This is a genomic window from Aureicoccus marinus, assembly GCF_002954325.1.
GTDB classification, from domain to species: domain Bacteria; phylum Bacteroidota; class Bacteroidia; order Flavobacteriales; family Flavobacteriaceae; genus Aureicoccus; species Aureicoccus marinus.
Window position 1 is genome coordinate 2,790,024 of record NZ_MQVX01000001.1, and the last position, 17,397, is coordinate 2,807,420.

The window sequence follows — 17,397 nt, forward strand, 5'->3', positions numbered from 1 at the left end:
AAGGGAGACGGACACACCTGTCTCCAGAAATAGCGATGCACCCCTAGGGGCGACGGCGGAAGCGACGCACAGGAGAAGTGGCTTGGAAAGCAAGACCGGTATGTAGAGCTGCGCTATTCATTGTGAAATAAATCTACAAAATTGCAGAAACCACCCCCTATTCGGGAATTATTTTTTCCAAAGTCGCAATTTGGGTTTTTTCAAATTCAGGAATTCGTAAACAAATAGCCCAATTACTAGAAAGTACTCAATGCCTAAAAGCGTGGTTGACTCCGAAAAGTTTTCTCTGGCATAGGCTGCATAAGACAGAATCACCAAAGCAGACCAGCCGATAGGGAAGCGGTAAGAAGTAAAACTTCCCAAGAAGACCAAGAAGCAGAGGTACCAAGGATGGACCGTCGTAGAAATGAAAAAGTAGAAACTCAACAGGTAGAGGCAGGAGCGAATTAGTACGGGCATTTCTTCGTTCTTGCGCAATAGGGCGAGGAGCAAGGCCAGCACGATGGTTGCTACAGGTACCCATTGACCGTAGACCTTGATGAATTTCCAGGCCGGAAGGTTGCTGTATTCGGTCACCCAGTACTCTACAAAACTGTACAAACCGGCATTAAACCGGAAATTACCAAACCACAGACTGATGGTTTCCTGGTAATGCTCGAGGAATTCCGGGCTGTAAAGAGGCAGCAGACTTAACAGAACAAAACCACCGATAAAGGCATAGAACCAAAAGAGGTGTTTGGATTTAAAGTACCGGAGCCAGAGCGGCATAAACAGTAAGGGCACCAGTTTGAGACTGATGGAAGAAGCATAGGCTAAACTGCCTCGAATCCAGTGACCGCTTTGAATGCTGTAAAGAGCAAGGCAAAAGAAGAAGATCATAATGCCCTCGAAGTGGAGGTTTCCACTGAGCTCCATAATCACCAGTGGGTTTAGAAAGTACCAGAACGCCTGGTAGGGAGCAATATTCAAAAGCCGAAGCAGTTTACGACCAAAGTAAAGCGTACCGATATCAGCCCCTAAAATCAAAATCCGCATCGCAATGATGGAACCCCAATAGGTCTTACCTCCCAAGGCGACGGACAGCGCAAATATGAGCTGATTCAGTGGGGGGTAATTGCTAAAGTGTTTGGCGCTGAGGGTACCCATTCCCTCATAGAGCTCTTGGGCCATCGGCAATTGAAAATCCGGCATGGCCATTAATTCATTCGGGGAGAATTGGTAAGGACTATAGCCTTCCCAGATCAACAGACCGTCCCAGATAAAGCGGTAAAAGTCTTGCGAAAGGAAAGGATCTGCGCAAAGAAAGAGCAATCGGAAACCAATTCCCAAGCCCAGCAAGAAGCGAAAATTGAGTTTTTCGCGCTGGATAAAGTAGAGGTAAGCGGCAAAGAGAATTCCAAAACTAGCCCACAGTATTAGGGTTTGTTCTCGCTCCAGCGCATGCGCCTGAAAAGCGTATACCAAGGCGCTGACAAGGCCAAGGCCCAGGGCCATACGGTGCAGCTTCCAAAACGCAGACATGATTTATGCCTTAGAAGTCAAGGAATTGAAAAACACAAAGGAGAAACCGAGGAACAACATCAAGTGGAACGGAAACAATCCGTAGTCGTTCAAAGGTACAGCACTGTACATTCCAAAGAGGAAGTAGATCATCAAGGCAAACTCCAATATCATATTCGGAGAGAGCTTTTTGGCCAAGTACTTGTTGCCTTTCCAGCTGTCTTTCAGGTTGTTGATATTGAACTTTGGTGTACGGACGAATTCACTTCTCTTCCCCAAATGACCTTCCAATACAGCAACGGTGTTGTGTAGAGAGAAGCCCAAGGCAACAGAGAAGAAAGAGAAAAAGAGTTTGATGTAGTCGATAAAGTTGTCAAAACCACTTCCTTGAATGCTCTTATAAGTAAACCAGTAGCAAACAAAGAGAATAATGGTACTCACGATAAAGAAGCTGGTCACTTCAAAAACCCATCCCAGGTGACCGTAAATATTTTTGATGTAAAGCATCGGAATACTCAAAATCGACACGATGAAGACGCAGAGAAACATGGAGCTGTTCAACAGGTGCATCACCCCATGGAATTTGGTCTTGAATGGAATGTTTTTGGCGCTCAATACGCTCATAACCGTTTTGCGGAAGTTTTCGGCCCCACCTTTGTTCCAACGGAATTGTTGCGAACGGGCGGCACTAATAACGACCGGCAACTCAGCAGGAGTTTCCACATCTTCCAGGTACTTGAATTTCCAGTTTTTCAACTGGGCTCTGTAGCTCAGGTCCAAATCCTCTGTCAGGGTATCTCCTTCCCAGTTTCCAGCATCCAAAATACACTCTTTTCTCCAGATTCCTGCCGTACCGTTGAAGTTGATAAAGTGTCCTTTCGAATTTCTTCCAACCTGTTCTAAGGTGAAGTGAGCATCCAGGGCAAAAGCCTGAATTTGGGTCAATAAGGAGTAATCGCGGTTGATGTGCCCCCAACGGGTTTGCACCACTCCGATTTCTTCATCCTTGAAGTAGGGTACCGTCTTCTTGAGCCAATCCGCTTCTGGTAGAAAGTCAGCATCAAAAATGGCGATGAATTCTCCTTTGGCGAATTCCAATCCTTCTTTGAGGGCTCCGGCCTTAAATCCTTCGCGGTTGGTTCTGCGAATATGTTGGATATCGAGTCCTGTCTTTTGCAGTTCAGCCACCTGAGCTGCCGTCGTTTCTACAGAATCATCGGTAGAATCGTCCAAGACTTGAATTTCTAATTTGCTTTTGGGGTACTCGAGCTGGGCAATGTTGTCCAGGAGTCTTTCCATCACATACTTCTCGTTGTAGATAGGAAGTTGGATGGTCACATAAGGAATCTCCTTTGGGTCCATAAGATTGAACTTAGGAGCCTCCTCGTTTTGTTTTTTATACCCCAGGTAGTTGACCAAGAGGTTCAACTGAGCCAAGCTGTACATAAAGATGAGCAGCAGGGCTGAGGTATAAATAACGATAATGATAATAGCTAGCGATAGTCCCATAGTGCTCAGTATATACCATACCGGAAAATCCACCCTAGGATTTTCACGCCCGCAAATATAGTACCTTTTACGGTACCGGACACTTTAGAAACACCAATTCTTTGTTTGTAACGCACTGGTACTTCGGTATATGCCAATTTGTAGCGTAAAGCCTTGAGTTGCATCTCTACGGTCCAGCCGTAGGTTTTGTCTTGCATTTTAAGCTCCAGAAGCCGGGGGTATCGGATAGCACGAAAGGGGCCCAGGTCAGTGAATCGGGCACCGTAGAGCAATTTCATCAAGCCGGTTGCCAAGGCATTTCCGAAGACTTGTTGGGGGGTCACCGAACCGGGTTCCCGAAGGGATTTAACCCGCGCGCCCACCACAAAATCTACTTTTCCATCCAAGATCGGTTGAAGCAAATCATTCATGTCTTCCGGATAGTCGCTGTAATCCCCGTCTAAAAAGACCAAAATATCGGGTTCGGGATCGCTTGTACTCAGGTATTCCATACCCTTTAAGCAGGCATAGCCATAGCCTTTTTCTGGCTGATAAAGCACAGTTGCTCCGCCATTGCGGGCATTCTCTGCGGTTTGGTCTGTGGAAGCGTTGTCGACCACAATGACCTCCTGAACAGAGTCGGGGATCTCTTCCAGTACTTTGCCAATCGAATCCGCTTCGTTAAAAGCGGGAATGATCACTTTGATCAAAGGTGTTTCCAGGGCTGTTTATTTTTGGTTGACCAACTGCATCAAATCAACATCATTGCCCAAAAGTACCTGTTGGCTGTCAATTCTTCCCTTTAGGGGCCCATTTTCTAGTTTGAGAACTCCACGAGGACAAACGGCTGAACAGATGCCGCATCCGACACAGCTCGATCGAACGATGTTTTCGCCCTTTTGAGCGTAGGCACGAACATCAATTCCCATTTCGCAGTAGGTAGAACAGTTTCCACAAGAGATACACTGTCCGCCGTTGGTTGTAATTCGAAATCTGGAGAAAAGACGCTGTTGGAAGCCTAAGATGGCCGCCATAGGGCATCCAAAACGACACCATACGCGGTTACCCAGTACAGGATAAAAGCCGGTTCCAATAACCCCAGAAAAGATGCTTCCAATCAGGAAGGAGTAGTTCTTTCGCAAGGTTCCGGACTTAAACAAAAAGATATGACCTTCTTCGCTGTACAAATGCATTCCGACAAGTGCAATGATGATCACGAAATACCCGATGGCACCGTATTGAGCATCCTTGGCCAGTTGCTTGCGTTTAAAAAGCATCGCCCAGCCAAAGACCAGGGTCAGCAAACCAACCACCCCATATAAAAAGGTGCTTTTCGTAAGCCAGTATTTACTGGTATCGTGTCCGAGGTAAGAGTACACCACGGCTGTTGTGGTCAGGGTCACAAAGACCAGTACACTGTGAATGACCCAACGCTCGATATTCCAGGCCTTCACACTTTTATCGCTGAGTTGGCGGAAAGAATCTCCGGCCGTTTCGGCCAAGCCTCCACAGCCACAAACCCAGGAGCAGTACCAGCGTTTTCCAAAATAGAAGGTGAGGATAGGCGAGATGATAAAGACCGAAGCAATTCCAAAAATCAGAAGGGCCAAACCAATATCCCCTGAACTGATGAAGCTCTTCACACGGTAGGCTTCAAAATTGTAGTAGTTGAGTGGCCAGATATTTTTGAGATCATAATAAGGCAAATTCAATTTATCCCCGTTGAGACGCGCCATGAATTCTGGTATCAAAAAGGCGAAGGCCGTCTGAAAGAACATGACACTAATGGTGCGGATGATTTCGTAGCGGTTGTGGCGGTACTTCCACAAAAATTTGATTCCAAAGGCGAGGATGGCAACAGTGTAGAGGGCTCCGTAAACAAACCATTGGCTGGCTGGATTTCCGCTCAGTAGTTTGCTCAAAGGATCAAAGAGGGCAATGACCCCGGTATTGCCACCTTTTTCGGCAAGACCCAGGTATTCCGGATAAAAATAGAGGACGATATAAAAACCGGTGAGAGCGACTCCGGCCATCCAGCCCCAGAAGCCTTGGCTCGAAATCGACTTGAACCAAACCCCATCGTTTTTAATCCCTTTGTGTTTGCCAGCATAGGTGCTGTAAGAATACCAAATGATTCCGGCACTCATGGCGAGTAAGGAGGCGCTTAACCACCAACCGGATGCGGGAAATTCAACATTGAAGGCAGCTAACACTAAAATAAAGAGACCCGACATACCCAGAAGACTCGCCAGTTTTTGGCTTGTTTTCATTTGCTTTGGAGGTTGACCCGTCAGGGCCATACTTCTTTCGTACGTACTCATGGGTTATAGGGATTGAAAGATGCGTTTAAGACTTTTTTTCTTTGGAGTCAAAGACTCTCCGGTATGCTCGCTAAAGGCATGAAGGATATCTTTTTCGTAGGTCCGGAAGAACTCCGGATCAAAATTGGCGTCTGCCAGGTGGGTCATCACATGCTTGACTTCTCTTCCTTCGGTTAGCCAGCGATCAAAGAGTTCATGCCGCATGCGGATGCCAAAGGTGTTGATGCCTAAGAAGGCCTGGGAGTCTTTATCGTAGGCTACGGTGAGGCAAATTTTTTCTTGCGGATGTCTCCAGTGGAATTGGGCTTCGTTTTCTTTTCGACCTCGTGCGCCGAAGACCCATCCATAGGTTTGGTATTCGATGTCCAGGAATTTGGCTGAATTGAACCAGTGCCCAGGTTTGTATTCGATTCGGTTCCCACACAGGGTTTGTGCCAGGGTTTCCCCCATCATGCGTCCCGTATACCAGACCGCTTCGATAGGACGGCGGTTGCCAATGGCTTCGTGTTGTTCCGCACAGTCACCGATGGCGTAAACGTCTTTTACATTGGTTTCTAAAAAGCGGTTCACTTTGACGCCGCGCCCGAGCTCAATGCCGGAATCCTTTAAAAAATCCACGTTTGGACTGACCCCGGCCGTTAGACCCACAAATTGGCAGGGCAGTTCTTCCCCGGTTTCTTCAATGATGATGGATTTTACTCGACCGTTTTCATCTGCCTTGATTTCCTTCAAATTGGTCGCCAATCGAAGATCGATATGGTGTTCGGTGATGTGTTCGTTAATCATCTGGGACTCTCCTTCGGGTAAAACCCCATTCCAAAAACTGCTTTCCCGAACCAGAAAAGTAACAGGGATGTCTCGACTTCGCAGCATTTCGGCCAATTCGATTCCGATCAATCCACCACCGACAATGACGGCCCGTTGACACACTTTTTTGTTGGGGGCATTGATCTCGAGAAGATCGAGGTCTTGTTTAGAATAAAGGCCCTGAACTCCGTGCAGGTCTTGTCCGGGCCAGCCGAACTTATTGGGTTTAGAACCGGTAGCGATGACCAGCTTGTCGTAGGGGACTTTTCGGCTACCGTCCAGGTAAAGGAGTTTGTTTTCTGTATCGACCCGGTTGACAAAACCGCGGACCAATTCGATACGGTTTTTGGCCCAAAAGTGATTTTCGTAAGGCTGGGTGTGTTCAAACTTCATATGGCCCATGTATACATACATGAGGGCCGTTCTGGAAAAAAAGTAATCGGTTTCTGCAGAGATAATGGTGATACGCTTATCGAAGAGTTTCCGAATATGGCGGGCTGCAGTTACACCTGAAATCCCATTTCCAATGATGACGATGTGCTCCATTGTACTGGTTTGTTGTGAAAGTTCGGTCGCTCCTAAAGATAGAACCTTAAGTAAATTATATTATTTAGAAGGAATTTAAATTGGAAAGGAGTCGTTTTTGATTTAACACCCCCTTTGCGATATCGCCGGTTGTGATTGCCTAATTTTAGAGCAACCAATCCCTGAGTGACATGCGTCTTGCCCTCTTGTTTTGTTTCCTTTTGGTGGTCTCCTGTAAGTCCCAAGCCCTTCAAAAAATGAATGGAGTCAGTTTTGTTGCATCGCGCCAAGCTGTTTCAGATGAGCAGGTTAAGCCTGTGCAAGCGATCGCGGCCAATTATGCGGCGATCATGCCTTTTGGTTTTGTTCGCAGTCTGGATCACCCGGAACTGGTCTTTGATTCAGAACGTCAGTGGTATGGCGAAACGAGAAAAGGGGCCAAACAATACATAGCAACCCTACAAAAGCAGGGGATTCAGGTCATGCTTAAACCCCAAATTTGGGTCTGGAGAGGAGAGTTTACCGGAGACCTCAAAATGAAATCCGATAGTGACTGGAAGAGCTTTGAAGAGGGGTACCGATCCTTCGCTATGACCTATGCCCGCTTGGCTGAAGAAACAGGTGTTCCGGTCTACTGTATTGGTACAGAATTGGAAGAGTTCGTTCTGGCGAGACCAGCCTTTTGGACGAGTCTCATTCGGGAGATTCGAAAGGTATACAAAGGGAAGTTGACCTATGCCGCCAATTGGGACGAGTATGGAAGGGATCCTTTCTGGAAAGAACTCGACTACATTGGGATCGACGCCTACTTTCCGCTATCCGAAGAAAGAAATCCGGGAGAAGTGGTGCTGAAAGAGGGCTGGCAGAAATGGAAAAAAGAAATTGCAGCCCTGAGCAATTCTACAGGAAAACCGGTGATTTTTACCGAATACGGCTACCGCAGTATGGATTTTACAGCCAAAAAGCCTTGGCTGGTAGACCGCAATCAGGAACGGGTAAATTTGGAAGCTCAGGCCTTGGCTACCCGGGTACTCATCGAAGAATTTTGGCCAGAAAATTGGTTTGCCGGTGGCTTTGTTTGGAAGTGGTTTATCCACCACGATCGCTCTGGAGGCAAGGAAGACAACCGCTTTACTCCTCAAAACAAGCCGGCAGAGCAGATTCTACAGGAATACTACCAAATGTATGCTTCAGAAAAACAGAAGTAGCAGTAAATCAGGTTATTAGAGAACTTTTAACGCCCCTTGTTGCCCATTAAGTTTTGGATGCAACAAGTATTTTTTCTTTATTTGCCTCTGCGCCCCACGCAAAATCTTACGTATGTTCAAAAAACTACTCTCAGTTCTTGGGATCTGTATTCCCATGGTTTTTGTGAGTGCTCAGGAAGATTATGCCGTGGTGGAAGCCCAGCCAGGGGATGGAATCTTTTCTATACTTCGCAAACAAGGTTTGAACCCTGGAAAGTACTACGGAGAATTTCTGGAACTCAACCAAGATAAACTCGTTAACGGAAGCAATTTAAAACTCGGAGAAGAGTACAAAGTGCCTTTGGCGGAAGACTCTTTCAAGCAAACGGTGGTCAAGGTTCAGTCCAAGGATTCTTTGGAACAACCTCTTTTTGACAAAGAGTTGGCCGAAATCAATCCCATCAGCAATAAACTCTCCGAAGCAGTGATCTACCTGATTGCAGGGAATGATTTGCGCAACGCCTCTGATTCAATCCGAAGCCTTTCAAAAGAGATAACAGAGCGTTTAGCACGTGAACTCATGATTCACGGGGCACAAGTCTACCTGATCGAAAGTGATAGAATTTTGGAACCGGACCCCGTTGTGATCAGTGGCTTGCCGGAAGATAAAAAACTCGAAGCGCCCATGGCTTCTTTCGCCAGATGGAAGAGTATGTGGATCTGATCAATAAGCGCTATGTAAAGCACTGGGGGAAGTACCAACGCTTGATCATCACAAGAGTAGAGGAAGTGGTTGAACGTCCGTCTTGGGAAGTATCCATCTTCCACCAGGAAAACAATGGCGAAAGCAAACAAATTGCCGAAAATCTTCAGGAGTTGTTCCGCGACCAAAGTGCGAAGAGCCAGGCGATAAGCCGCTACACGGAAGTCTTTAAGCACCACAATAACCTTTATCTAGCCAAAAACAGTTTACCCGCTGTTACTCTGATTGATATCGGAAAGCGCGAAACACCTGAACTCATCGACCGTATTTCATTGAAAGGAAATTATACGGACTTGAGTAGTTTGATCGCTAAAGGAGTAATGCTGGATTACGCTCAGCTGCAGCTAGATGACTAAATCTTCCTTCGCTTGGATGTGGCGTTGGTAATGCGCTGCGAGCTCCTCAGGAGAATGCCCGAGGTAGTATTTGAGGTGAATCAGGCCAAAATGGGTCTGTAGGTAAAGCCAGCCCACATTTTTGTATTTACGACTGGAGGTAATCAAGGTCGCCGGTAGTACTTTAAACTTTCCTGTTTTATAAATACGGCGGATGAACTCACTGTCTTCGTAAATGGTGTAGGCTTCATCAAAGCCTTGGAGTTCTTCAAAGAAAGATTTTGTGATAAAGAGGGATTGGTCCCCGCCTCGGCAAATCGGGTGATTAAATCGGCTCATCCAGGCAAATCCCTGCAGGATCCAAGGTGCTCGATCAAACTGCATTCGAAAGCAGCCCGCAAGTCGGTCTGAATGGATGGCCTTGCGGATCTTTTGATCAAAGTGATGCGGCAATTGACTATCGGCATGAACAAAGTAAAGGATGTCTCCGGAGGCTTCTTTGGCCCCTGCATTCATCTGATGAGCCCTGCCTTTTTCGGAACAAACCAATTTTACCCCTCTGTTTTGAGCGATTTGTCGGGTTTGATCTGAACTTCCCCCGTCGATGACCAGAATTTCTAATTGATCAAAAGAAAAGGCCTGCTCCTCAATATTATCGAGGAGTAGGCCCAAGGTTTTTTCTTCATTCCAACAGGGAATGAGAAGGCTTAACAGCATCCGCCTCCGTTGTAGTGCCAGGTGCTTTCGCTGACGTGAATTTGATCACTTGCCGCTGCCAAAGCCACCGCCGTTTTATCGCAGACTGCCAAAGGCATATTTTGGGTGAGAACATGACCATTCTTATCGTCAAAGTATTCTTCGTCTCCGTAATAGATGGCCGTTTTACCCGTAAATACACAAGGTCCATCAGCAGGCATAGGGTCTTTGATGGCGGCTACTTCCACAGATTCTATATAGAGTAGTTCGTCCGTCGGGTAGTGGTTCGGAGTTAAAACACGGTAAGATCTCCTGCCTCGAATTTCGATGGTTCCGAAACCAGCGTCTGTCAAAACCTTGATGTAGTCTTTTAGAGGAATACTTCCGCTCAGGCAAAGCGCCCGCAGTCGATCGTCGTTTCGAAGAGTTTCGTTCATGGGTTGTTCGCAGATGGGATCACTCATGACCAGTCGACCGTGCGGCTTGAGTACGCGGTACATTTCGGCTACTGCTTTTTTCAAATCCTCCATTTTAAAAATGTTGAACAAGCAGTTTTGGGCGGCTACATCCACGCTTTCGTCTTCGATGGGCAGGCTAAGGGCATCCCCTTTTCGAAGCTCCACGAAATCGCTTTGGAACCAGTCGTTTTCTTCTTCGGCAACTTTGAAATTATTTCTGGAGGCTTCCAGCATCTCGGGAACGGCGTCTACACCGATCACTCCTCCTTTTTGTCTGGAGAAATAAGAGAACTGAAGTAATTCCATTCCTCCTCCAACTCCGACATAGAGTACTTTGGGGTTATTCACCAAGTCCTGAGCTGAGACCGTACTTCCGCATCCGTAGTTCATTTCTTGCATGATTTTGGGGATCGAAAGACCCGGGAACTGCCAGATGGGGTTGGTGGTGCAGCAGAGTCCTACATCGGGGGTAATGGCTGCTTCTTTATACAGCTCTTCGGTGGCACCTAAATAACTCATAGTCGTTTAATTAAAGATTTAAATAATTGGATCATCTTGGGTTCTGCCTTTTGAGCGATTTCAATAATTTCCTGAATATCAATTGCTTGAAGGTTGTCAGGATCGCACTCATCGGTCAAAACACTGATGGCTACAATAGGTAGTCGTAAATGATTGGCAACAATTACTTCTGGAACCGTACTCATTCCAACAGCGTCCGCTCCCAGGGTTTTGATCATTCGGTATTCGGCTCGTGTTTCGAGCTGAGGTCCAACCACGGAAGCGTATACCCCTTCGTGTAAAGTGATTTGCTCTTTCCGGGCTGTTTCCAAGAGGATTTCACGCATGTCTACATCATAGGGTTCCTTCATGTCCACAAAGCGGTCTCCAAATTCAGCCACATTTTTAAAGGCCAGAGGAGATCCTCCTTGCAGATTGATGTGGTCCTCAATAAGCATCAGATCCCCTTTGCTAAAATCGAGGTTGACAGCTCCAGCCGCATTGGATATCAGCAAATGCCCAATACCCAATTGTTTCATGACCCGAATGGGGTAGGTGATGTCTTGAAAGCCGTAGCCCTCATAGAGGTGAAATCGGCCTTGCATGACCACGACCTTTTTGTCTTCAATTTCGCCGTAGATCAATTTTCCAGAATGAAACTCAACTGTGGCCAAAGGAAAGTAAGGGATGTGGTTGTAGTGGGCCACTACAGGGTTTTCTATAGCGTCAGCGAGCTGGCCTAGCCCCGTTCCCAGGACAATTCCAATTTCGGGCTTGTCAAAGCCCTTTTTAATCAAATACTCAACCGTTTCGTCCAGTTGTTGTTGCGTCATTCTTTTAAGTGTTTTAAGAAAGGCTCAAAGGCCTTGATATCTTTGATGTCTTCGTAATAATCCACATCGTTGCGGGTGGGCAACAGGGTGTATCCCTCGTTTTTTAAATCGTTGATGGTGTCGAGTAAAACACTGTCAGTTCCCCAGTCCTTTTCTTGGAAGACCTCCTTTTTGAATCGATTCATGCCCAAAAAGTAGTAGCCTCCGTCTTCTGCAGGTCCGATGACATAATCGTGTTTATCCAGCAGTCCGAAAGCCGTATTCAGGTCCTGGCTGTCCAGGTGAAACATGTCTGAACCAATAATACCAATTTTTTTATAGCCCGCGTCAAAGCCTTCCTGAAAAAGGTGCATCATTCGCACCCCCAGATCATGTCCTTGTTGTCGTTTTTTGTGGTAACGGTTGGCGTCCCAAAGATCGGATTCCGCAATGGCTTCTGAATAGCACACCCAAATATCCATAGGCAAGGGCATGGTAATGTGCACGGTATGCTCCAATAAAAAGGTGTAGATGTCCAGGGCCGCCTGATCTCCGACGGTGGCAGCCAAACGGGTCTTGCATTTACCTAGCTCAGGGTTTCGGGTAAAGACAAGAAGAAGTTCTTTGGAAGTAGATTGAATCTTATTCATAGACCTTTTCTCCTTTGGTCAAAAGTTTGCCCCAACGCTTATCAAAGGCATGAACGCGTTGGGTTTGTTGTTGAAGTGAGTCGACCACGGGGAGGTCTTGGTTCTTCCATAAAAAGATACCTCCATACAGGTTGCGAACTTGGGTATACCCCGCTGCCATGAGTTCCTCTCCTATATCTTCAGAGCGCACCCCAACCGAACAGTACACCACAACGGGTGTACTCTTATCAGGCCACTGCTTTTCAAACTCTTCTAGATCGAATTGCTGGTACCCCACCCAGTGAGCACCGGGTAAGGCACTAACCTCAAATTCTTCTTTTTTACGGGTATCCAAAAGGACCAAGGCATTGTCTTGTTGTACTTCTTTGGGCTGAATGTAAGGAACGCTCCCCTTGTTCAGTTGATCGAGTGTTTTTTCTATAGAGGATTGGGGGTAGCCACACTGCTTAAGACAGAGGGCTAAAATCCCGAACAGTAATAGACGCATAAGTCTTTTCATGGTGCTTCTGTAAAAATAGTCGCTTCGTTTTTTAAATCTTTATCTTGTATTTAAAATTTAACACGCTTCTATGAACCGATATGGGAGGATATGTTTGGCTCTGCTCTTTGTCTTGAGTGCCTGTGATCAGTTGGGGAAAAACCAGAAAGGCAGTGCTGAATCAGGGGATTCTGAATCGACATACTATACCGAAAAATACAGACCACAGTACCACTTTAGTCCAGAGCAGAAGTGGATGAATGATCCAACGGCCTAATCTTTCACGAGGGGAAGTACCACCTTTTTTATCAGTACCATCCGGAAGATATTGTGTGGGGTCCTATGCACTGGGGGCATGCGGTGAGTACGGATATGCATCATTGGGAACACAAGCCCATTGCGCTCTATCCGGATGAACACGGCTTGATTTTTTCCGGAAGTGCGGTATTCGACAAAAACAATACGTCAGGCTTTGGTCAAGACGGTAAAGCACCTCTGGTCGCCGTCTATACCTACACTTGATGAAGGGGGAACAAGAGGGCCGAACTGATTTTCAAACCCAGGGGATTGCCTACAGCCTCGATGGTGGAGATTCTTGGGCCAAGTACGAAGGTAACCCCGTAGTTCCCAATACAGGGATTAAAGACTTTCGGGATCCCAAAGTATTCTGGCATGAACAAACAGAGCAGTGGGTTATGGTATTGGTCGCCGGAGATCACGCCCAATTGTTTTTGTCTTCGGATTTAAAGGAGTGGACCTACAGCAGTTCTTTTGGCAAGAACCAAGGAGCCCATGGCGGCGTATGGGAATGCCAGATCTTTTTTTGCTTCCGGTCGAAGGTATGGAGGAAGAGCACTGGGTGATGACCATCAGTATCAATCCAGGCGCTCCAAATGGGGGTAGTGGAACCCAGTACTTTTTAGGGGACTTTGATGGAAAGACTTTCACTTCTGACCAAGAAGAAACCCTTTGGTTGGATTACGGTACCGACAATTATGCCGGGGTGACTTACAACAATACGCCCAACAACCGCCGAATTTTTATCGGTTGGATGAGCAATTGGGAATACGCTAGACAAACCCCTACCGAGATCTGGAGAAGTGCGTTGACCTTACCCAGGACTTTGAGTTTGGTTTCGACTGAAGAGGGCATTCGTTTACGGCAGCAACCTTTGGTGGAGCTTCAAAATTTAGAAACAGAAACGGAAATAGTGATGCAGGAAGTGCCTTCTTCCTCAGAGCGAGATGCCGTTTTTGCAGCGCTTCAGCAATCGAAGATTAGTCTGCGGAGTACAAGTGATAACTTCCACCTGGTCCTTTCCAATGATTCCGGAGAAGAGCTGGTCTACAAGTTCAATCAAAAGACAGCTTCTGTTTTGGTGGATCGCATCCAGTCCGGAGTGACCGATTTTAACCCTGAGTATGGTAATCGACAGCACTATATGCCTTTGGATTCAGGACAAGAAGTTTTGGATGTTGAGCTGTACCTCGATCAGTCTTCGGCAGAGCTTTTCATCAATAAGGGGATGGGCGTGATGACTTCCCAGGTATTTCCTCGAAGTCCATACACAAAAATGACCATAAAGAATCTAGCCCCTTCAGGAATCGTTGAGGGGATCGAGGTTAAAGAACTCGATAATGTGTGGCGAAAGAACCCACAGGTCTATTAAATAAGCGGAGCTCCTTTAAGTCGTTTTTCGATTTTCCTTTTTTTCTCTGTAAGTCGCTTCATGACTTCCATGAGTTCAGCATCTTTGGTTTCTTTATAAACCTCATTGATGGAAAGGATGAGTGCTTTGGCTTCTCTTGATGCGGCTACCCGATCGCTTGTAGACATATGACTCAAGCTTCTGTTTTCGAACTCGGATGCACGCGACAGCAAATCTGCTACCATTTTTATTTTCAAATTAACAGGTGAAAAGGGAATTTACCCTTAGTGGGTTATCTCTTTTTGTTATGCAAGTATCGTTCAAATTTATTTAAGAAATCGTTAAGAAGATGATAAACCGTTTAACCTTATGCAATTTCCCCAACTGCAAATTGCTCGAAATTACGGGCATACATACGATTGGAGCTGTTAAAAGAGTTATACAAAAGAGAGAAAACTACATTGATAATGAAAGCCTGCCATTTTCTTATTGCCTTCCTTTTTACTGGTTTTTGCCAGGCGCAATCCATCGAGCATCTTCGCATATCTCCACAGGCTGATTACCTTGTTTTTATTCGCAATGGCGACAGCCTCTTTTTGGATGAGCTGCCGCAAAATAAAAAAGAACCTACACCCCTATTTTTAGGAAGGGGTTTAAAGGAGAATTTCAACCAGCGCTTTCTGCAGTGGAGTCCAGATCAAAATTATTTGATATGGGAAAGCGAAGGCCAGCTTTACCAATATTCGATGGGTTCAAAAACCACGGTAAAGGCCCGTCTCGACTCCCTGAATCTGGGGAAGTACTTTCGTATTGATCAGGTTGCCTATTCCAACCAAGGGGTAGTGTATTTTTCTGCCGGTCCACCGGATCAGCCTTCCGTTTTTGCCCTCTACGCTTTTGATTTTAGTGCCAATGAATTGAAAGAGTTGGCGAGGCAGAAAGGGGACATTGCCAACATAAGCCTTTCTAAAGACGGTAAAATACTGGCCTATTCCGAGTATCGTTTTGAGGAGGAACAGTACCGATCCCGTATTCATTTTATCCATCCAAAAAGCCGTATGCCCTTGGGAGAATCAACTTGGTATGACAAGGCTTTCTTTAATCGGCTCTCCTTTTCTGATTCCGGAAAATTGCTCTGCCGGAACGTCTATGGGAAGGCTTATGTATTTGAATTGCCTGAACTGGAGGATTTTTTGGAAGAAGTGGCCTCTCCCGAACCGGAAGGAGTTTTCTTCTTGCGCTATTTCGGGGAAGAAATCCTGAGCACAGAACAGGGTGTAAGCGGACGAGTATACAAAATGCGCGATCAGAGCGGAAAGCCCCTGCGCAAATTAGGACAATTGCGTCAAGGAGAGCAAGCCTATTTTGATCAGAAAGGGCAGCTTTTTCTCAGCTACGAAAACGGGGTGCAACCCAAAAGAGTTTACCGCCTGCAAGATCAGCGAGAAGGGTTGTATTCCTTCTTGGGTGAAAATCCTCTGGACTCGATCGCCTATGAAATCTTTACTTACGAAGGTCAAGGGGGGCTTCAGCAGCAATCCTTTATTTATGGAGCGGGTCAGACAGGGCTGTTCATTTTACCCTATGGCGGTTACAAGGACCGCTACCCCCAACTGACCTATTTTTTAAACGAGCTGGCTTTTTCGTTGGTGCAAGAAGCTATCGTTTGGTATTCCTCAACACCAATGGCTACGCCAATAAGCGATTGGGCAAGGATTATGGTCGCGCCCAGTTGGCCGATACGGAGCTGTTTTTGGACCAGTGGAAAGATCAGAAGGGCTTGAACCTTCCGGTGTATTTATTGGGTCACAGCCATGGAGCAACCCTGGTCTACTACTACCTGACCCATTCCAATCGGTTTAGGGCAGGCATTGCCATCAATGGGGCCAGTGATTGGATCAAGCAGGCAGAACTCAATCGCATGACCGGTTTACCTGGAGAAATGGGGGGGACTCCTGAAGAAGTTCCAGAAGTGTATCGAGCGGCTTCTCCCGATCTGAATATCAAAAAGAAAATGCCACCCCTCTTGCTGGTCTCTGGTGCCCAGGATAGACAGATTCCAGCCGAGATCAACGCGCTTGCGTTTTATAAAAAAGCCAGAAAGAAGAGAGCTAAGGTGCGCCAACTTCATTTTGAAGAGGAAGGCCATCTGATCAAAAAGCAAAAAAATAAGGACAACCTCAGGGAAGAGGTCCTCCGTTTACTGAAGAAATACCGATAATAGCTTACTGCAGCTTGTAAAATACACCTGCATTGAAGGACGGGTTGGCCGCAATGATGCGTCCGGAAAAGGCTCCGTCAATACCGACACTGAGGCCCCAATTATCGTTCAGAAAATAGTTGAGTTCGCCACCGACAGAAAGGTATTCGATATTGTTGGCGAAGATGTTGCCCTGAGCGCTGTTTGCTGCATTCAAGGAGCCATTTTGCAAGGACTCCACTCCGTTGATACGAGCGATAAACAAGACCTTGTCTTCGAAGAAACCAAAACCACTTTCGATTCCAAAACGCAATTCATCAGAAAAGTTTTGGGTGCGGTTGTTGAAGCCAAAATGGGCCTTCGCATAAAAGATGCGGTTGGGAATATTAAAGCTGTAGCCTGCCAGAACCGCAAGGTATTGGTTGAACTCCCCATCCCCCGTTTGAAAACTACCGTCACTTCCACCCTGATCTTCTCCGGTGGGGATACCGAAGATCAAGCGAGTCGAAACAGCCCAGTGCTCGCTTTTGTGTACGTTGACGTTCAGCCCTAGCTCCAAGTCCCCAACGCTATTGATATCTTCTCCAGGAGTAATTTCTTGTCCTGTGGTTTCGGACAGTACACTGTATCTGCTGGTTCGGGCAAAGAAAGGGAGGTAAGCCACCGCATCCACTTTTTCTCCCAAGCCGTATTCGGTGTACAGACTCACAAAGGTCTGACTGCGGGTCACATTAGGATCGATGTCTCCGCTAGCACTAAAGTGCTGGTTAGTATTCAGGTACCAACCACCCAATTTAAAGTAACCATTGCCTTTGCCTTGTGCCCATTGTGCCGGGGCGGATTGCAATACCAAGAATGCCAGTACGACCAAAAGTGAATTTATTTTCATGTGAGTAGAATTATTCGGTATGGTGTGTTGACCTCTGTACGATAGCCCCTTGCAATTTCAATGCGAGAGGAACCGGTAGCTGGAAGTTCGCCAAAAACAATTTCTCCTTCGAGTATACAGGAGATGGTGGTGTGGATCGTTC

Annotated in this window: 20 protein-coding genes and 1 pseudogene; 9 read left to right on the forward strand and 12 right to left on the reverse strand. The window is 46.5% G+C overall.

The window, feature by feature from the left end:
- Nucleotides 1–168: 168 nt before the first annotated feature.
- The 5 genes from BST99_RS12965 to BST99_RS12985 are packed head-to-tail and all read right to left on the reverse strand — an operon-like array spanning nt 169 to nt 6,662.
- Nucleotides 169–1,521 carry a mannosyltransferase gene (locus BST99_RS12965; protein ID WP_105002171.1) on the reverse strand — a complete coding sequence of 451 codons (1,353 nt, stop codon included), beginning with the start codon at nt 1,519–1,521 and terminating at the stop codon, nt 169–171.
- Nucleotides 1,522–1,524: 3 nt separating this feature from the next.
- Entirely contained in the window at nt 1,525–3,009 is a 1,485-nt protein-coding gene (locus tag BST99_RS12970) for a cellulose synthase family protein (RefSeq protein ID WP_105002172.1), read from the reverse strand.
- A gap of 5 nt (nt 3,010–3,014) precedes the next feature.
- Nucleotides 3,015–3,698 (reverse strand): glycosyltransferase family 2 protein, encoded by a 684-nt coding sequence (locus BST99_RS12975; protein ID WP_245916270.1) that lies wholly within the window; start codon nt 3,696–3,698, stop codon nt 3,015–3,017.
- Between the two features lie 18 nt (nt 3,699–3,716).
- Nucleotides 3,717–5,309, reverse strand: coding sequence for a 4Fe-4S binding protein (locus BST99_RS12980; RefSeq protein WP_105002174.1), 1,593 nt, complete (start codon nt 5,307–5,309; stop codon nt 3,717–3,719).
- Between the two features lie 3 nt (nt 5,310–5,312).
- The gene (locus tag BST99_RS12985; RefSeq protein ID WP_105002175.1) at nt 5,313–6,662 is read right to left on the reverse strand and encodes an NAD(P)/FAD-dependent oxidoreductase; all 1,350 of its coding nucleotides are present in this window, start codon (nt 6,660–6,662) and stop codon (nt 5,313–5,315) included.
- Between the two features lie 170 nt (nt 6,663–6,832).
- On the opposite strand from BST99_RS12985, the gene BST99_RS12990 reads away from it, so the two are divergent.
- From BST99_RS12990 to BST99_RS13000, 3 genes are all read left to right on the forward strand, one after another.
- Nucleotides 6,833–7,849 carry a glycoside hydrolase family 113 gene (locus BST99_RS12990; protein WP_105002176.1) on the forward strand — a complete coding sequence of 339 codons (1,017 nt, stop codon included), beginning with the start codon at nt 6,833–6,835 and terminating at the stop codon, nt 7,847–7,849.
- 112 nt (nt 7,850–7,961) lie between these two features.
- Nucleotides 7,962–8,552: a hypothetical protein gene (locus tag BST99_RS12995; RefSeq protein WP_105002177.1), complete on the forward strand. Its 591-nt coding sequence runs from the start codon at nt 7,962–7,964 to the stop codon at nt 8,550–8,552.
- Complete coding sequence (locus BST99_RS13000) at nt 8,531–8,947, forward strand: hypothetical protein (RefSeq protein WP_105002178.1); 417 nt, start codon at nt 8,531–8,533, stop codon at nt 8,945–8,947. Before BST99_RS12995 ends, BST99_RS13000 begins: the two co-directional genes overlap by 22 nt.
- On the opposite strand, the gene BST99_RS13005 is transcribed toward BST99_RS13000, so the two are convergent.
- Genes BST99_RS13005 through BST99_RS13025 form a run of 5 tightly spaced genes read right to left on the reverse strand, consistent with a single transcriptional unit; the run spans nt 8,936 to nt 12,539 of the window.
- Nucleotides 8,936–9,643: a TIGR04283 family arsenosugar biosynthesis glycosyltransferase gene (locus BST99_RS13005; RefSeq protein WP_105002179.1), complete on the reverse strand. Its 708-nt coding sequence runs from the start codon at nt 9,641–9,643 to the stop codon at nt 8,936–8,938. The two genes, BST99_RS13000 and BST99_RS13005, sit on opposite strands and share 12 nt — an antisense overlap.
- Nucleotides 9,634–10,599, reverse strand: coding sequence for an arsenosugar biosynthesis arsenite methyltransferase ArsM (gene arsM / locus BST99_RS13010; protein WP_105002180.1), 966 nt, complete (start codon nt 10,597–10,599; stop codon nt 9,634–9,636). The genes BST99_RS13005 and arsM overlap by 10 nt, the downstream gene beginning before the upstream one ends.
- A complete protein-coding gene (locus BST99_RS13015) occupies nt 10,596–11,411 on the reverse strand; it encodes a purine-nucleoside phosphorylase (RefSeq protein ID WP_105002181.1) in 816 nt (271 codons plus the stop codon). The genes arsM and BST99_RS13015 overlap by 4 nt, the downstream gene beginning before the upstream one ends.
- Nucleotides 11,408–12,040, reverse strand: a complete 633-nt coding sequence (locus BST99_RS13020; protein WP_105002182.1) for a TIGR04282 family arsenosugar biosynthesis glycosyltransferase — start codon at nt 12,038–12,040, stop codon at nt 11,408–11,410. The genes BST99_RS13015 and BST99_RS13020 overlap by 4 nt, the downstream gene beginning before the upstream one ends.
- Nucleotides 12,033–12,539 carry a rhodanese-like domain-containing protein gene (locus BST99_RS13025; RefSeq protein WP_245916271.1) on the reverse strand — a complete coding sequence of 169 codons (507 nt, stop codon included), beginning with the start codon at nt 12,537–12,539 and terminating at the stop codon, nt 12,033–12,035. Before BST99_RS13025 ends, BST99_RS13020 begins: the two co-directional genes overlap by 8 nt.
- A 70-nt stretch (nt 12,540–12,609) precedes the next feature.
- Between BST99_RS13025 and BST99_RS15055 the strand changes: the two genes are divergently transcribed.
- The 4 genes and pseudogenes from BST99_RS15055 (at nt 12,610) to BST99_RS14830 (ending at nt 14,187) form a co-directional block, all read left to right on the forward strand.
- Nucleotides 12,610–12,795 (forward strand): hypothetical protein, encoded by a 186-nt coding sequence (locus BST99_RS15055; RefSeq protein WP_317046176.1) that lies wholly within the window; start codon nt 12,610–12,612, stop codon nt 12,793–12,795.
- A gap of 50 nt (nt 12,796–12,845) precedes the next feature.
- Nucleotides 12,846–13,040 (forward strand): glycoside hydrolase family protein, encoded by a 195-nt coding sequence (locus BST99_RS15060; RefSeq protein WP_317046192.1) that lies wholly within the window; start codon nt 12,846–12,848, stop codon nt 13,038–13,040.
- Nucleotides 13,040–13,629, forward strand: a pseudogene (locus BST99_RS15065) (glycoside hydrolase family 32 protein); the annotation flags it as partial. The gene BST99_RS15060 and the pseudogene BST99_RS15065, both read left to right, overlap by 1 nt.
- A 102-nt stretch (nt 13,630–13,731) precedes the next feature.
- Nucleotides 13,732–14,187: a GH32 C-terminal domain-containing protein gene (locus BST99_RS14830; RefSeq protein WP_262494670.1), complete on the forward strand. Its 456-nt coding sequence runs from the start codon at nt 13,732–13,734 to the stop codon at nt 14,185–14,187.
- Here the strand turns inward: BST99_RS14830 and BST99_RS13035 are convergent.
- Nucleotides 14,184–14,411: a hypothetical protein gene (locus tag BST99_RS13035; RefSeq protein WP_105002184.1), complete on the reverse strand. Its 228-nt coding sequence runs from the start codon at nt 14,409–14,411 to the stop codon at nt 14,184–14,186. The genes BST99_RS14830 and BST99_RS13035 overlap by 4 nt on opposite strands.
- A gap of 222 nt (nt 14,412–14,633) precedes the next feature.
- Here BST99_RS13035 and BST99_RS14240 point away from each other — a divergent pair, with 222 nt between their 5' ends.
- Nucleotides 14,634–15,950 (forward strand): PD40 domain-containing protein, encoded by a 1,317-nt coding sequence (locus BST99_RS14240; protein ID WP_146106298.1) that lies wholly within the window; start codon nt 14,634–14,636, stop codon nt 15,948–15,950.
- Nucleotides 15,872–16,387, forward strand: a complete 516-nt coding sequence (locus BST99_RS13040; protein ID WP_181044231.1) for an alpha/beta hydrolase family protein — start codon at nt 15,872–15,874, stop codon at nt 16,385–16,387. The genes BST99_RS14240 and BST99_RS13040 overlap by 79 nt, the downstream gene beginning before the upstream one ends.
- 4 nt (nt 16,388–16,391) lie before the next feature.
- Here the strand turns inward: BST99_RS13040 and BST99_RS13045 are convergent, their stop codons facing one another.
- Nucleotides 16,392–17,255: a hypothetical protein gene (locus BST99_RS13045; protein ID WP_105002186.1), complete on the reverse strand. Its 864-nt coding sequence runs from the start codon at nt 17,253–17,255 to the stop codon at nt 16,392–16,394.
- Nucleotides 17,256–17,397 lie beyond the last annotated feature (142 nt).

Excerpts from the sequence above, each read along its gene's own strand:
- BST99_RS12965 (WP_105002171.1), bottom strand. The coding sequence starts at position 1,521 with ATGTCTGCGTTTTGGAAGCTGCACCGTATGGCCCTGGGCCTTGGCCTT.
- BST99_RS12970 (WP_105002172.1), bottom strand. The coding sequence starts at position 3,009 with ATGGGACTATCGCTAGCTATTATCATTATCGTTATTTATACCTCAGCC.
- BST99_RS12980 (WP_105002174.1), bottom strand. The coding sequence starts at position 5,309 with ATGAGTACGTACGAAAGAAGTATGGCCCTGACGGGTCAACCTCCAAAG.
- BST99_RS12985 (WP_105002175.1), bottom strand. The coding sequence starts at position 6,662 with ATGGAGCACATCGTCATCATTGGAAATGGGATTTCAGGTGTAACTGCA.
- BST99_RS12990 (WP_105002176.1), top strand. The coding sequence starts at position 6,833 with ATGCGTCTTGCCCTCTTGTTTTGTTTCCTTTTGGTGGTCTCCTGTAAG.
- BST99_RS12995 (WP_105002177.1), top strand. The coding sequence starts at position 7,962 with ATGTTCAAAAAACTACTCTCAGTTCTTGGGATCTGTATTCCCATGGTT.
- BST99_RS13000 (WP_105002178.1), top strand. The coding sequence starts at position 8,531 with ATGGAAGAGTATGTGGATCTGATCAATAAGCGCTATGTAAAGCACTGG.
- BST99_RS13005 (WP_105002179.1), bottom strand. The coding sequence starts at position 9,643 with ATGCTGTTAAGCCTTCTCATTCCCTGTTGGAATGAAGAAAAAACCTTG.
- arsM (WP_105002180.1), bottom strand. The coding sequence starts at position 10,599 with ATGAGTTATTTAGGTGCCACCGAAGAGCTGTATAAAGAAGCAGCCATT.
- BST99_RS13015 (WP_105002181.1), bottom strand. The coding sequence starts at position 11,411 with ATGACGCAACAACAACTGGACGAAACGGTTGAGTATTTGATTAAAAAG.
- BST99_RS13020 (WP_105002182.1), bottom strand. The coding sequence starts at position 12,040 with ATGAATAAGATTCAATCTACTTCCAAAGAACTTCTTCTTGTCTTTACC.
- BST99_RS13025 (WP_245916271.1), bottom strand. The coding sequence starts at position 12,539 with ATGAAAAGACTTATGCGTCTATTACTGTTCGGGATTTTAGCCCTCTGT.
- BST99_RS15055 (WP_317046176.1), top strand. The coding sequence starts at position 12,610 with ATGAACCGATATGGGAGGATATGTTTGGCTCTGCTCTTTGTCTTGAGT.
- BST99_RS14830 (WP_262494670.1), top strand. The coding sequence starts at position 13,732 with ATGCAGGAAGTGCCTTCTTCCTCAGAGCGAGATGCCGTTTTTGCAGCG.
- BST99_RS13035 (WP_105002184.1), bottom strand. The coding sequence starts at position 14,411 with ATGGTAGCAGATTTGCTGTCGCGTGCATCCGAGTTCGAAAACAGAAGC.
- BST99_RS14240 (WP_146106298.1), top strand. The coding sequence starts at position 14,634 with ATGAAAGCCTGCCATTTTCTTATTGCCTTCCTTTTTACTGGTTTTTGC.
- BST99_RS13045 (WP_105002186.1), bottom strand. The coding sequence starts at position 17,255 with ATGAAAATAAATTCACTTTTGGTCGTACTGGCATTCTTGGTATTGCAA.